At 67.1% G+C, this 14,168-nt stretch carries 12 protein-coding genes; 11 read left to right on the top strand and 1 reads right to left on the bottom strand.

What is annotated here, in order from left to right:
• Positions 1-97 precede the first annotated feature (97 nt).
• The 10 genes from ACFOOQ_RS13210 (at position 98) to ACFOOQ_RS13165 (ending at position 11,622) form a co-directional block, all read left to right on the top strand.
• Positions 98-1,291 (top strand): pyridoxal-phosphate-dependent aminotransferase family protein, encoded by a 1,194-nt coding sequence (locus ACFOOQ_RS13210; RefSeq protein ID WP_379727269.1) that lies wholly within the window; start codon positions 98-100, stop codon positions 1,289-1,291.
• Positions 1,288-2,511 (top strand): CaiB/BaiF CoA transferase family protein, encoded by a 1,224-nt coding sequence (locus ACFOOQ_RS13205; protein ID WP_379727266.1) that lies wholly within the window; start codon positions 1,288-1,290, stop codon positions 2,509-2,511. The genes ACFOOQ_RS13210 and ACFOOQ_RS13205 overlap by 4 nt, the downstream gene beginning before the upstream one ends.
• Positions 2,508-3,293 (top strand): enoyl-CoA hydratase/isomerase family protein, encoded by a 786-nt coding sequence (locus ACFOOQ_RS13200; protein WP_379727263.1) that lies wholly within the window; start codon positions 2,508-2,510, stop codon positions 3,291-3,293. Before ACFOOQ_RS13205 ends, ACFOOQ_RS13200 begins: the two co-directional genes overlap by 4 nt.
• An 81-nt stretch (positions 3,294-3,374) precedes the next feature.
• Positions 3,375-4,064, top strand: coding sequence for a GntR family transcriptional regulator (locus ACFOOQ_RS13195; protein WP_379727260.1), 690 nt, complete (start codon positions 3,375-3,377; stop codon positions 4,062-4,064).
• Between the two features lie 6 nt (positions 4,065-4,070).
• On the top strand, positions 4,071-7,112 hold the full coding sequence (locus tag ACFOOQ_RS13190; protein WP_379727257.1) for an FAD-binding and (Fe-S)-binding domain-containing protein: 3,042 nt from the start codon (positions 4,071-4,073) through the stop codon (positions 7,110-7,112).
• 47 nt (positions 7,113-7,159) lie between these two features.
• Complete coding sequence (locus ACFOOQ_RS13185) at positions 7,160-7,633, top strand: ureidoglycolate lyase (protein ID WP_379727255.1); 474 nt, start codon at positions 7,160-7,162, stop codon at positions 7,631-7,633.
• Between the two features lie 131 nt (positions 7,634-7,764).
• Positions 7,765-8,973, top strand: a complete 1,209-nt coding sequence (locus ACFOOQ_RS13180) for a diaminopropionate ammonia-lyase (protein ID WP_379727253.1) — start codon at positions 7,765-7,767, stop codon at positions 8,971-8,973.
• A gap of 12 nt (positions 8,974-8,985) precedes the next feature.
• The gene (locus tag ACFOOQ_RS13175; RefSeq protein WP_379727251.1) at positions 8,986-9,921 is read left to right on the top strand and encodes an N-carbamoyl-D-amino-acid hydrolase; all 936 of its coding nucleotides are present in this window, start codon (positions 8,986-8,988) and stop codon (positions 9,919-9,921) included.
• A gap of 13 nt (positions 9,922-9,934) precedes the next feature.
• Positions 9,935-10,216 carry a hypothetical protein gene (locus tag ACFOOQ_RS13170; RefSeq protein ID WP_379727249.1) on the top strand — a complete coding sequence of 94 codons (282 nt, stop codon included), beginning with the start codon at positions 9,935-9,937 and terminating at the stop codon, positions 10,214-10,216.
• The gene (locus ACFOOQ_RS13165; RefSeq protein ID WP_379727246.1) at positions 10,213-11,622 is read left to right on the top strand and encodes an amidase; all 1,410 of its coding nucleotides are present in this window, start codon (positions 10,213-10,215) and stop codon (positions 11,620-11,622) included. Before ACFOOQ_RS13170 ends, ACFOOQ_RS13165 begins: the two co-directional genes overlap by 4 nt.
• Here the strand turns inward: ACFOOQ_RS13165 and ACFOOQ_RS13160 are convergent.
• Positions 11,601-12,353 carry an aspartate/glutamate racemase family protein gene (locus tag ACFOOQ_RS13160; protein WP_379727243.1) on the bottom strand — a complete coding sequence of 251 codons (753 nt, stop codon included), beginning with the start codon at positions 12,351-12,353 and terminating at the stop codon, positions 11,601-11,603. The two genes, ACFOOQ_RS13165 and ACFOOQ_RS13160, sit on opposite strands and share 22 nt — an antisense overlap.
• Positions 12,354-12,535: 182 nt before the next feature.
• On the opposite strand from ACFOOQ_RS13160, the gene ACFOOQ_RS13155 reads away from it, so the two are divergent.
• Positions 12,536-14,167, top strand: a complete 1,632-nt coding sequence (locus ACFOOQ_RS13155) for an ABC transporter substrate-binding protein (protein WP_379727240.1) — start codon at positions 12,536-12,538, stop codon at positions 14,165-14,167.
• Position 14,168 lies beyond the last annotated feature (1 nt).

Raw genomic sequence — 14,168 nt, 5'->3', positions numbered from 1 at the left:
ATTGACCATTTTGCATTTTGCATTCATAATTCATTTTATGGTTCAGGGCCTGCCGCCCCGGGCCGCCCCGTCCTGACATACTGAGCGAGACAACCCCATGGTTAGCAACGCCGCCCGCATCGCCGGTCGCCATTTTCTGCAGATTCCCGGCCCGACCCCGGTCCCGGACCGCATCCTGCGGGCCATGGATATGCCGACCATCGACCACCGCGGCCCCGAGTTCCAGAAACTCGGCCGCCGGGTGCTGGACGGGATGAAATCCATCTTCAAGTGCGCTGGCCCGGTCATCATCTATCCCGCCTCGGGCACCGGTGCCTGGGAAGCCGCCCTCGTCAACGTGCTCAACGCCGGTGACAAGGTGCTGATGTTCGAGACCGGCCATTTCGCCACCCTGTGGAAGAACATGGCCCTCAAGCTCGGCCTGCAGCCGGAATTCATCGCTTCCGACTGGCGCATCGGCACCGATCCGGCCGCCATCGAGGCCCGCCTGCGCGCCGACAAGAGCCATGAGATCAAGGCAGTCTGCGTCGTCCATAACGAAACCTCGACCGGCTGCATCACCCATGTCGGCGAGATCCGCAAGGCGATCGATGCCGCCGGCCACCCGGCCCTGCTGATGGTCGACACCATCTCGTCGCTGGCCTCGATCGACTACCGCCATGACGAATGGGGCGTCGATGTCACTGTTTCGGGCTCGCAGAAGGGCCTGATGCTGCCGCCGGGCCTGTCGTTCAACGCGCTGTCGGAGAAGGCGCTGGCCGCTGCCCGGGCCTCGACGATGCCGAAGCTGTTCTGGTCGTGGGAAGAGATGCTGCCGCACAACAAAAACGGCTTCTTCCCCTATACGCCCGGCACCAACCTGCTCTACGGCCTCGCCGAAGCCATCGACATGCTGCACGAGGAGGGCCTGGAGAATGTCTTCGCCCGCCACGACCGCCATGCCGAGGCAACCCGCCGCGCCGTCACCGCCTGGGGCCTCGAAATCCTTTGCCGCGAGCCGAAATACTATTCCTCGTCGCTCACGGCCGTGCTGATGCCCGAAGGCCAGAATGCCGACGACTTCCGCCGCATCGCGCTGGAGAAGTTCGACATCTCGCTGGGCACCGGCCTGACCAAGCTGGCCGGCCGGGTGTTCCGCATCGGCCATCTGGGCGACACCAACGACCTGACCATCCTCGGCGCGCTGGCCGGCGTCGAGATGGGCCTCGGCCTGGCCGGCGTGCCGCACAAGAAGGGCGGCGTGCAGGCGGCGATGGATTATCTCGCCGCGCAGGCCAAGAAAGCGGCATGATGACAGGCGGCGCCGACAGCACCCGTCCGCTGCCGCTGGCCGGCATCCGCGTCCTCGATGTCAGCCAGGTGATGGCCGGGCCCTATTGCAGCATGCTGCTGGGCGATATGGGCGCCGACGTCATCAAGATCGAGCCGCCGGGCACGGGCGACCAGACCCGTGGCGCGATGGGGTTCAAGATGAAGGGAAGCGACAGCATGGGCTTCCTCAACATGAACCGTAACAAGCGCAGCATCGCGCTCAACCTGAAGAGCGCGGCCGGCCGTGAGATTCTCCACAAACTCGCCAAAACGGCCGACATCCTGGTCGAGAATTACCGGCCCGGCGTGATGAAGAAGCTGGGCTGCGGCTACGAGGATCTGGCAAAGATCAACCCCGCCCTGATCTACGCCAGCATCTCCGGCTTCGGTCAGAGCGGCCCCTGGGCCAGCCGGCCGGGTTTCGACCTGATGGCGCAGGCGATGTCGGGAGTGATGAGCGTGACCGGCCATCCCGGCGGCCCGCCGGTCAAGGCCGGCGTGCCAGTCGCCGATATCGGCTGCAGCCTGTTTGCCACCTATGCCATCCTCGCCGCCTATATCGGCCGCAAGAATACCGGCCTCGGCCAGTATATCGACGCTTCGCTGTTCGATGCGGCGCTCGCCTTCTCGATCTGGGACACGTCCGAATACTGGGGCACCGGTAAGATCCCCGAGCCGCTCGGCACCGCCAACCGCATGAGCGCGCCGTATCAGGCGGTGCGCTCGAAGGATGGTTATTTCGTCATGGGCGCCACCAACCAGAAGCTCTGGCGCCTGCTCTGCGACACGCTCGGCCGCCAGGAGCTGGTCGATGACCCCCGCTTCGCCGACATCCCGGCCCGGCTGGCCAACCGTCCGGTACTGATCGAGGAGCTGGAAAAGAGCTTCGTGACCAGGACCTCCGATGAATGGGTTGACCTGTTGCTGGCGGTCGGCATCCCCGCCGGCACCATGTACACCTACCCCGAGGCCTTCGAGAGCGAGCATGGCAAGCATCGCAAGATGCGCATGGACATCGACCATCCGGTCGAGGGCACGGTGCCCAATATCGGCTTCGCCGTGAAGCTGTCGGGCACGCCGCAGCAGGTGCGCCGCCATCCGCCGCTGCTGGGCGAGCATACCGACGCGATCCTCGACGAGATCGGCATCGATGCCGCCGCCGCCGCCGATCTGCGGGCGAAAGGCGCCTTCGCGCCATGAGCGGCGCTGTGGCAGCAGACGGCCGGGTCACGCTCGTCCTCGACGGGCCGGTTGCCCATGTCACCTTCGACCGGCCGGCCGCGCGCAACGCCATGACCTGGCAGATGTACGAACAGCTGGCCGAGGCCTGCCGGACGCTGGCGGCCAGTGACACTGTCCGCGTCGCCGTGCTGCGTGGCGCCGGCGGCAAGGCCTTCATCGCCGGCACCGCCATCGACCAGTTCCGCAGCTTCACCTCCGGCGAGGACGGCATCGCCTACGAGAAACAGGTCGATGCCTATGTCAGCCAGTTGCAGGCCCTGCCGATGCCCACCGTCGCCGTGGTCGAGGGCTGGGCGGTCGGCGGCGGGCTGGCACTGGCCAATGCCTGCGACATCCGTGTCGCCACGCCGGGCGCGCGCTTCGGCGTGCCGATTGCCCGCACCCTCGGCAACTGCCTGTCGGCCGCCAACCTGCGCCGGCTCTGTGCCACGCTGGGCGTCGCCCAGGTCACCCGCATGCTGATGCTGGCCGAGATGCCGGCCGCCGAGGAGCTGCCGCGCGGCTATGTCTCGGTCGTCGGCGCCGAAGAACTGGACGGCCATGTCGAGGCGCTGGCCCGGCAGATTGCTGGCCTCGCCCCGGTCACCCTGCGGGCGACCAAGGAAGCCCTGCGCCGGCTGGCCGTCGATTCTCAGGCTTCGGACGACGACCTGATCCGCCAGGTCTACGGCAGCGCCGATTTCCGCGAGGGCGTCGCGTCTTTCGTTGAAAAGCGCGAACCGCGCTGGCAGGGACGCTGACCATGCCGTGCGCTGTGGCAAAGCCACCACCGGGAATGGTACAAGACTGGCCATCTTGCACTCCGTTTCAGGAATCGGGTCATGGCTGAGATCATCGAAATTTCCAGGATGGGCCTGCACGAACAGGTGGCCGCGCGACTGCGCACCATGCTGGTCGAGGGCATGATCCAGCCCGGCGCCAAGCTGAACGAGCGCGAATTATGCGAGAAGCTTGGCGTGTCGCGCACGCCGCTGCGCGAGGCGATCAAGCTGCTGGCCGCCGAGGGGCTGGTCGACCTGCTGCCCAACCGCGGCGCCGTCGCCGTCCGGCTGACCGAAGCCGATGTGATGAATACCTTCGAGGTGCTGGCCATGCTGGAAGGCATGTCCGGCGAACTGGCCGCCCAGCGCGTCACCGACGAGGAACTGGCCGAAATCCAGGCCATGCATTACGAGATGATGGCCTGCTTCACCCGCCGCGACCTGTCCGGCTATTACCGGCTGAACGCCCGGATCCACTCGGCCATCAACAATGCCGCACGCAATCCGGTACTGGTCGGCACCTATCGTTCGATCAATGCCCGGGTCCAGTCGCTGCGCTTTCGCACCAACCAGAACGAGACCAAGTGGCAGCTGGCGATGAAAGAGCACGAGCGCATGCTCGAGGCGCTCGCCGCCCATGATGCCGCCGCGCTGCGCACCGTCCTCGTCGAACACCTGATCCGCAAGCGCGACACCATCATCGACCTGATGCGTGCCGGCGAAATCTATCCAGCAGCCATCCAGACCTGAGCCGCCATGTCCGTCGCCGCCCCCGCCCGCACCACGCCGTCCGCCAAAAACCCGTCCAACGAGATGAGCGAACTGCTGGCGCGGCGCCTGCGCAGCGAGACGGAAGGCGACGTGCTGTTCGACGCGATGTCGCGCGGCCGCTATGCCACCGACGCCTCGATCTACCAGATCATGCCGGTCGGCGTGCTGGTGCCGAAAAGCGAGCGCGACATCGCCACCGCGCTCGACATCGCCCGCGACATGAAGATTCCGGTGCTGCCGCGCGGCGGCGGCACCAGCCAGTGCGGCCAGACCACCGGCACCGCGCTGGTGATCGACAACAGCAAATATTACCGCAACATCCGTTCGGTGGACGTCGCGGGCCGCACGGCGGTGGTCGAACCGGGCCTGGTGCTCGACCATCTGAACGCCGAACTGAAGAAACACGGCCTGTGGTATCCGGTCGATGTCTCGACCAGCGCCCAGGCGACGCTGGGCGGCATGGCCGGCAACAACTCCTGCGGTTCGCGCTCGATTGCCTATGGCAACATGGTGCACAACGTGCAGGGCATCAGCGCCTGGCTGGCCGACGGCAGCAGCGTCGATTTCGGCCCGGTGCCCGACCTCGATGCCCGCGGCGCCGAAATCGCCGCCTTCGTGCAGGACCTGGCCGAGCAGCACCGCCCGGAGATCGAGGCGAACTGGCCGCGCGTGATGCGCCGGGTTGCCGGCTACAATCTGGATATTTTCAATAACCAAAGCGAACGGCCCTATACCGCCGACAACAGCGTCAACCTCGCCCATCTGCTGGTCGGCGCCGAGGGCACGCTCGCCTATACCAAGACCCTGACGCTCCGGCTGTCCGAACTACCGCGCGCCAAGGTGCTTGGCGTGGTCAATTTCCCGACCTTCCGCGCCGCCATGGAAGCGGCCCAGCATATCGTCAAGCTGGGGCCGACCGCCGTCGAGCTGGTCGACCGCACCATGATCGAGCTGAGCCTCGCCAATCCGGCCTTCCGGCCGACCATCGAGACGGCGCTGATCGGCAAGCCGGCCGCCATCCTGCTGGTCGAATTCGCCGGCGAACAGAAAGAGCCGCTGCTGCCCAAGCTGCGGCAGCTGGTCGAGCTGATGGGCGATCTCGGCCTGCCGGGCAGCGTGGTCGAGATGCCCGACGACGCGCGGCAGAAGAACCTGTGGGAGGTGCGCAAGGCCGGCCTCAACATCATGATGAGCCTGAAGGGCGACGGCAAACCGGTCAGCTTCATCGAGGATTGCGCCGTGCCGCTGGAGCATCTGGCCGATTACACCGATGCGCTGACCGAGGTCTTCGCCCGCCATGGCACGCGCGGCACCTGGTATGCCCATGCCTCGGTCGGCACCCTGCATGTGCGCCCGATTCTCGACATGCGCCGCGGCGACAGCGCCAAGATGCGGGCCATCGCCGAGGAGGCCGCCGCCCTGGTGCGCAAGTACAAGGGCGCCTACAGCGGCGAGCATGGCGACGGCCTGTGCCGCGGCGAATGGATCGAGTGGCAGTTCGGCCCGAAACTCAACGACGCCTTCCGCGCCATCAAGACGAAGCTCGATCCCGACGGCCTGTTCAATCCCGGCAAGATCATCGACCCGCCGAAGATGGATGACGGATCGCTGTTCCGCTTCCCGCCGCCGGAAGCGCCGCGGCCCTACAAAACCACCGACCTGAAGACCCGCCTCGACTGGTCGGCCTGGGACGTGCAGAACGATCCGGTCACCGAAGAAACCACGGCACCCGGCACCGGCGGCGACAGCACCGGTGGCTTCGCCAAGGCCGTCGAGATGTGCAACAACAACGGCCATTGCCGCAAGTTCGATGCCGGCACCATGTGCCCAAGCTATCGCGTCACCCGCGACGAGCAGCATCTGACCCGTGGCCGTGCCAACAGCCTGCGCCTCGCACTGTCCGGCCAGCTCGGCCCCGATGCCTTCACCGGCGCGGGGATGTACGAGACCATGGATCTCTGCGTTGGCTGCAAGGGCTGCAAGCGCGACTGCCCGACCGGTGTCGACATGGCGCGGATGAAGATCGAGTTCCTCAGCCATTACAAGGCGCGCCACGGCCATACGCTGAAGGACCGCCTGATCGCCCGCCTGCCCGATTATGCGGCGGCCGCCAGCCGGCTGCCCTGGCTGCTGAACCTGCGTGATACCCTGCCGGGTGCGGCATGGCTGAGCGAGAAGCTGTTCGGCTTCTCGGCGAAACGCAGCCTGCCGCAATGGCGCAGCGATACCTTCTGGCGCCAGACCGGCAGCTTGAATCTCGCTGGCCGCGACGAAACCATCGCGGCAGCAAAAGCCGGCGGCAAGGCGGCCGTACTGTTCGTCGATACCTTCAATGGCACCTTCGAGAGCGAGAATGCCGTCGCGGCGCTCCGCGTGCTGCAGGCCGCGGGCTATACCGTGCACAGCGTCGCCAAGGATGACGGCCATTACTGCTGCGGCCGCACCTATCTGGCCGGCGGCATGGTCGAGGAGGCGAAAGCCAAGGCCGGTACGCTGATCGACGCCCTGCTGCCATTGGCCGAGGCCGGCGTGGCGGTTGTCGGGCTGGAGCCCTCCTGCCTGCTCACGCTGCGCGACGAGGCGCTGGTGATGGGTCTGGGGCCGAAGGCCGGCGTCGTGGCGAAACAGGCGCTTTTGTTTGAGGAATTCCTCGCCCGCGAGGCGAAGGCCGAGCGCTTTGCCATCGCCTTCAAGCCGGCGCCGGCGCCGATCCTGCTGCATGGTCATTGCCACCAGAAGGCCTTCGGTGCGGTCGCGCCGATCATCGACGTGCTGAAGCTGATCCCCGGTGCGGCGCCGGAGCTGATCGAAAGCTCCTGCTGCGGTATGGCCGGCAGTTTCGGCTACGAGGCTTCGCATTACGCGGTGTCGATGCAGATGGCAGAAGCCGCCCTGCTGCCGGCGATCCGCCAGCGCCCCGATGCCATCGTGGTGGCCGATGGCACCAGCTGCCGGCACCAGATCGCCGATGGCGCCGCCCGCGATGCCATCCATGTGGCGAAACTGCTGGCCGGCCTGCTGCCCTGATGTCCTGATCGTGGACGGCGGACGGCGCGGCCTGCTAGCCTCGCCCCATGCAACTCGCCGCCCAGCCTCTAACTGCCGCCGCCTTCGCGTCCTATGGCCGGGTGATCGACCATGCGGCGCTGGCTGGCCGGCTCTATTCCGGCGACCTGATCGAAAACCGCCGGCCGCAGGCACGGCTCGACCTGTCCTTCACGCTGGTCGACGGCAGCACCCTGCCCTGCGCCCTGAAGCTGTTCGAGCGCCATGAATTCTCGGCGCAGGCCTTCCTGCCGCTCGATGTCGCGGGCTATCTCGTCACCGTCTGCCCGGACGATGGCCATGGCCGGCCCGATCCTGCGAAAGCTGTCGCCTTCCGCGCCGCCCCGCAGCAGAGCATCATCTACGCCGCCGGTACCTGGCATCATCCGATGGTGGCGCTGGAGCGGCCCGGCCGCTTCGCCATCGTCATGTGGATGTGCGGCGATGCCGGCGACGAGGAACTGGTGCCGCTGGCGGCGCCCATACAGGTCACCGCCGGCTGATCTTTGCCCATCGCTTGGGCAGCCCGCCGGCCGACGCGGAGTGGAAAACAGCAAAATGGCCGCAATCCGCAGACTTCCACACTGGCAAGCGAATTGCTTGGCTACCGGTCTCGCCTGACCAGCCATCCCCGATGCCGCATCTCTATACCGCCAATCCCGCCCGCCGCACCGGCGCCTATCCGCCGGATTTCCTGCCGCTGCAGTCACGCGCGGCGGGCCGGCGGGCTGCTGCCGAAATCGCCACCTGGCCCGGTTTTGCCGTCACGCCGCTGCATGACCTGCAAGGCCTCGCCGCCACGGCCGGACTCGGTGCCGTGTATTACAAGGACGAGGGCGGCCGCTTCGGCCTCGGCAGCTTCAAGGCGCTGGGCGGCGCCTATGCCGTGTTTCGCCTGCTGCAGGACCATGTTGCCGCCGCCACCGGCGTCGCCGCCGACAGCATCACCGGCACCGACCTGATGGCAGGCCACCATGCTGCGCTGGTGCGCGACATCACCGTCACCTGCGCCACCGACGGCAACCACGGCCGCTCGGTCGCCTGGGGCGCATCGCTGTTCGGCTGCAAATGCGTCATCTACATCCATGCACTGGTCTCCGATGGCCGCCGCGACGCCATCGAAGCCTTCGGCGCCGAGGTCGTGCGCACGGCCGGCAATTACGACGAGTCCGTGCGACAGGCCCAGGCCGATGCCGAACGGCAGGGCTGGTTCGTCGTTTCGGATACCTCCTATCCCGGCTATGAAGATGTGCCACGCAACGTGATGCAGGGCTATGCCGTGATGGCGGCCGAGGCGCTGGCGCAATGCCCGCAGCCACCGACCCATATCTTCGTGCAGGGCGGTGTCGGCGGCCTGGCCGCCGCGGTGCTGGCTCATACCTGGGAGGCGCTGGGCGCCGCCTGTCCCATGCTGGTCGTCGTCGAACCTGACCGCGCCGACTGCCTGCGCGGCAGCGCCGCAGCCGGCCATCCCGTCGTGGTGGACGGCGACCTCGACACCATGATGGCCGGGCTGGCCTGCGGCGAGGTCTCGCTGATCGCCTGGAAGATTCTCGCCGCCGGCGCCGCCGGCTTCATGGCCATCGACGACGACAGCGCCGCAGCGATGATGCGCCGGCTGGCGGAGCCCGTTGCTGGTGATCCACCGGTGGTGGCTGGCGAATCCGCCGTCGCCGGGCTGGCCGGTGCGCTGGCCGCCCGCGAGGATGCAGCGCTTGCCACCACGCTCGGCCTTGGCCCGCAATCGTGCATTCTCGTCTTCGGCACCGAAGGCGCCACTGACCCGGCCCTCTATGCGCAGATCGTCGGCCGTTCGGCCGATGCCGTGCTGAACGCCGCCTGAGGAGACAGCATCATGCCGCGCATCGTCACCGTCGCCGCCGCCCAGCTCGGCCCCATCGCCCGCAGCGACAGCCGGGCCATGGTGGTGGAGCGCCTGATCGCGCACTTACGCGAAGCCAAGCGCATGGGCTGCGACCTCGTGGTCTTCCCCGAACTGGCGCTGACCACCTTCTTTCCGCGCTGGTTCATGACCGACCAGGCCGAGATCGACAGCTTTTTCGAACGCCGCATGCCCGGGCCGGAGACCCAGCCCCTGTTCGACGAAGCGCGCCGGCTCGGCCTCGGCTTCTATCTCGGCTATGCCGAACTGGTCGAAGAAAACGGCGTGGTCTCGCATTTCAACACGGCGATCCTGGTCGACCGCAACGGCCAGATCATCGGAAAATACCGCAAGGTGCATCTGCCCGGCCATCGCGAGCACGAGCCGTGGCGCCGGTTCCAGCATCTCGAAAAGCGCTATTTCGACCTCAGCGATACCGGCTTTCCGGTCTGGCGCGCCTTCGGCGGCATTCTCGGCATGTGCATCTGCAACGACCGCCGCTGGCCGGAGACCTACCGCGTCATGGGCCTGCAGGGGGCAGAGATGATCCTGCTCGGCTACAACACGCCGGTGCATAACCCGCCGGCGCCGGACCATGATGCCCTGTCCCTGCACCACAACACGCTGGTCATGCAGGCCGGCGCCTACCAGAATGGCAGCTGGGTGGTCGGCGTCGCCAAGGCCGGCAGCGAGGAAGGCGTGCCGATGATCGCCGGCACGCAGATCATCGCTCCGTCCGGCATGACGGTGGCCGCCACTCGCGGCGAGGGCGACGAGCTGGCGGTGGCTGCCTGCGACCTCGATGCCTGTACCACCTACAAGTCCACCACCTTCAACTTCGCGGCGCATCGCATGCCGCAGCATTACGGCCTGATCACCGAACGCAAGGGAGCCGAACCCCCACCATGAAGAGCAAACAGCCATGAAGAACAAACAGAAGGTCGTGGCAATCCGACCCGACAAGCCGGCCGTGCCGGCCAAAGCCGCCACGCCACTGCCGCCGCCGCTGGTCGCCGCCATGTTCGCCGAGGCCGGGGTCGCGTTGCGTCCAGGCCGGCCGGAAACCATCTCGGCGACGCTGGGGCCTGCCGTCGGCCGCTTCCGCGCGCTGGCCCACAAGCTGCCGTTCGAGCGCGAACCGGGCCTGTTCCCCGCCATTGAAGAGGCCCCCGTGAAAACAAAGAAGAAGGGTGCGCGGCGATGAGCGCGGATATTGTCAATCTCGGCCTCGTGGCCGCCGCCGAGGCCGTTGCCCGCGGCAAGCTGAGCAGCCAGGCGCTGACCGAGGCCTGCCTCGCCCGCATCGCCGAATGGCAGCCGAAGACCAATGCATTCCTGAAAGTGGAAGCCGATCGCGCGCTGAAGGCGGCAAAGGCCGTCGACCGTGCCCGCAAGCGCGGCGCCAAGCTCGGTCCGCTGGCCGGCGTGCCGCTGGCACACAAGGACATGTATTACCGCGCCGGCCAGGAATCGAGCTGCGGCTCGGCGATCCGCCGGCACTGGAAGGCGACCGAGACCTCGACGGCGCTGACCCGGCTCGATGCCGCCGGCGCGCTCGACCTCGGCCGGCTCAACATGGCCGAATTCGCCTTCGGCCCCACCGGCCACAACTACCATTATGGCCACGCCCGCAATCCGTGGAACGGCGAGCGCATCACCGGCGGCTCTTCGAGCGGCTCGGCCGCGGCTGTCGCTGCCCGCATGGTGTTCGGCGCGCTCGGCTCCGATACCGGTGGCTCGATCCGCCAGCCGGCGCATTACTGCGGCCTGGTCGGCATGAAGCCGAGCTGGGGCCGGGTCAGCCGCGCCGCCTGCATGCCGCTGAGCTATTCGCTCGATACCGTGGGCCCGCTGACCCGGCGCGTCGAGGACAGTGCGTTGCTGATGCGGATTCTCGCCGGCGCCGATCCGCGCGACCTGACCGCCAGCGCCCTGCCGGTCGAGGATTATCTGAAGGCGGCACGATCTGGCGCGGTGCGCGGCCTGAAGCTGGCAGTGCCGCGGCGGTTCTTCTGGGACAAGCTGAACAAGCCGAGCGCCGAGTTGCTGGAACAGACGCTGAAAGTCTTCGCCAGGCTCGGCGTGAAGATCGTCGAGATGACGCCGCCTGACATGGAGGCCGTTACCGCGGCCGCCAACGTGATCATCTCGGGCGAGGCCTCGGCCCTGCATGCCAACTGGCTGCGCACACGACCCAGTCTCTACAGCGACCAGGCGCGCGCACGTCTCGAGAACGGCCTGGCGCTCAGTGCCATCGACTATATCGACGCCCAGCGCTGGCGCAGCGAGGCCATCGCCAGCTTCCTCACGGCCATGAACGGCGCTGACGCGGTCTTCGCGCCCGTCGCCGACCGCCCGGCGCCGACGATTGCCGAGACCGATGTCGCCGGTTCGCCCGAAGCCGGCAAGGTGATTGCGACGCTGACGCGGTTGACCCGGCCGATCAACTACCTCGCCCTGCCGGCGATGACGGTGCCGGCCGGCTTCGTGCGCGGTGGCATGCCGGTCGGCTTCCAGCTGATCGGCCGGCCTTTCGCCGAAGCCCTGCTGTATCGCCTCGGCGGCGCCTTCGAGGCGAAAGTGCCGGTCTACGAAACCCTGCCGCGCTGAGCGAGCAGGGCGGCCAGTGCCGGCGACAGGCCGGTGCTGGCCACGGCAGGCGGCAGCGCCAGTGAGCCGACCTCGGCCTTGCGCAGGCCGGCCCGCGCCGCGGCTACGGCAAAAGCAACGGCTGGCATCAGCCCGTCGATCACCGGCACCGGCAGATGCGACGCCACGCGCTCGACCATGCCCACCATGCCGGCACCACCGAGAATGACAAGCTCGGCGCCGTCCTCCGTAATGCTGAGCCGCGCCGCATCGAGCACCGCCGCCTGCGCAGCGTCGGGATCGGCGGCGATCCGGCCGCCATCGGCCTGCAGCGTGCGTACGCCGGCCAGCCGCTCGCCCAGGCCAAGCGATGCGACGTATTCAGTCAGCATCGGCCGCCAGCGTTCGCCGCCGGTGACAATGCCGAAGCGCTGCACCAGCTGTGCCGCGAAGTGGCAGCCGGCCTCCGCCATGCCGACCACCGGCACGCCGGCCAGTTCCTTCAGCGCCAGGATGCCGGGATCGCCGAAACAGGCGAGCACGATGGCATCATGGCCGGCACCATGCTCGGCGTGAGCGTCAAGCGCGGCATGGGCGGCGATGGCATAGGCGCTACGGCTGGCGATCACCTCGGCGCCAAACCGGCCGGTGACGCCCTCGACCATGCAGTCGGGCGCCAGCAGGCGTGCCGCGGCGACCACCTTGTCGGTCATCGCGGTGCTGGTATTGGCGTTGATCAGCAGAAGGCGCATGGCGCCAGCCTCGCCGCTTCGTCCGTCCACGGCAAGCCCTGCGCGCTGCAGGTGCTGCCTGTTTATCGGGCAGCATTGCTGCGGGCCGGGCAGCGCATTTGTAGGAACACATAGAATCAGGACCTTGGCCGCTGGCACGGAGTTTGCGTTGCAACATGCACAACCAGACACAGGGTGGTGCCATGACGACCAAGAAACTCTCATCCGGGAAGCTCCCGTCCCGACTATTGCGCCTGCTCGGCGCCGCTGTGCTGACGGTGGGCCTCGCCGGCCCGGCCCTGGCGCAGGGCACCTTGCGCATCGGCATGACCGCGTCCGACATCCCGCTGACCACCGGTCAGACCGACCAGGGCGGCGAAGGCATGCGCTTCATGGGCTATACGGTCTATGACGGCCTGATCAACTGGGACCTCAGCAAGGCCGACAAGCCGTCGGTGCTGACCCCCGGTCTCGCCACCAGCTGGGCGGTCGATGCGACCGACAAGACCAAGTGGGTCTTCAAGCTGCGCCAGGGCGTGAAGTTCCATGACGGCAGCGAGTTCACCGCCGATGCGGTGGTGTGGAACCTCGACAAGCTGCTGAAGAAGGATTCGCCGCAGTATGACGCGCGCCAGGCGGCGCAGGGTGCTTCGCGTATCCCGGCCGTCGCCAGCTACAAGATGGTCGACAAATATACCGTCGAGGTCACCACCAAGTCGCCGGATGCGACCCTGCCCTACCAGATCGCCTGGGTGATGATGTCGTCACCGGCGCAATGGGAAAAGCTCGGCAAGAGCTGGGATGCCTTCGCCAAGACCCCGTCGGGCACCGGCCCGTGGAAGCTGACCGAATTCGTGCCGCGCGAGCGCGCCGAGCTCAGCCCGAACAAGGATTACTGGGACAAGGCCCGCGTACCGAAGCTCGACAAGCTGGTGCTGCTGCCGCTGCCCGAGCCCAATGCCCGCGTCGCCGCCCTGCGTTCGGGCCAGGTCGACTGGATCGAGGCCCCGGCGCCGGATGCCGTGCCGTCGCTGAAGCAGGCCGGCTTTGCCATCGTCACCAATGCCTATCCGCATAACTGGACCTGGCATCTGTCGCGCCTGCCCGGCTCGCCGTGGAACGACATCCGCGTGCGCAAGGCGGCCAACCTCGCCATCGACCGTTCGGCGCTCAAGGAGCTGCTGGGCGGCCTGATGATCCCGGCCGAGGGCTTCCTGCCGCCGGGCAACCAGTGGTTCGGCCATCCGACCTTCAAGGTGCGCTATGACCTCGCCGAGGCGAAGAAGCTGATGAAGGAGGCCGGCTTCGGTCCCGACAAGCCGATCAAAACCAAGATCCTGATCTCGCCGTCGGGTTCGGGCCAGATGCTGCCGCTGCCGATGAACGAGTTCGTCCAGCAGAGCCTGGCCGAGATCGGCATCCAGGTCGAGTTCGAGGTCGTCGAGTGGAACCAGCTGATCAACCTGTGGCGTGCTGGTGCCGCGGCCGAAAGCGCCCATGGCGCCACCGGTATCAACTTCACCTACTTCATCCAGGACCCCTTCACCGGCCTGATCCGCCATCTGCAGTGCAACCTGGTGGCGCCGAATGGCACCAACTGGGGTCATTACTGCGACAAGGAGATGGACGAACTGTTTAACCAGGTCCGCAACACCTTCGATGCCACCGAGCAGGACAAGGTGCTGCAGAAGATCCACGAGAAGTACGTCAACGAGGCCCTGTTCCTGATGGTGACGCATGACGTCAATGCGCGCGCCATGACCAAGAACGTCAAGGGCTTCGTCCAGGCGCAGAACTGGTTCCAGGACTTCTCGCCGATCACCATGACGAAGTAAG

It is taken from the genome of Ferrovibrio xuzhouensis (assembly GCF_042648965.1).
Classification (GTDB): Bacteria; Pseudomonadota; Alphaproteobacteria; order Ferrovibrionales; family Ferrovibrionaceae; genus Ferrovibrio; species Ferrovibrio xuzhouensis.
Note: the sequence above shows the minus strand (reverse complement) of the source record. Positions and strands in the feature narration are given on the sequence as shown.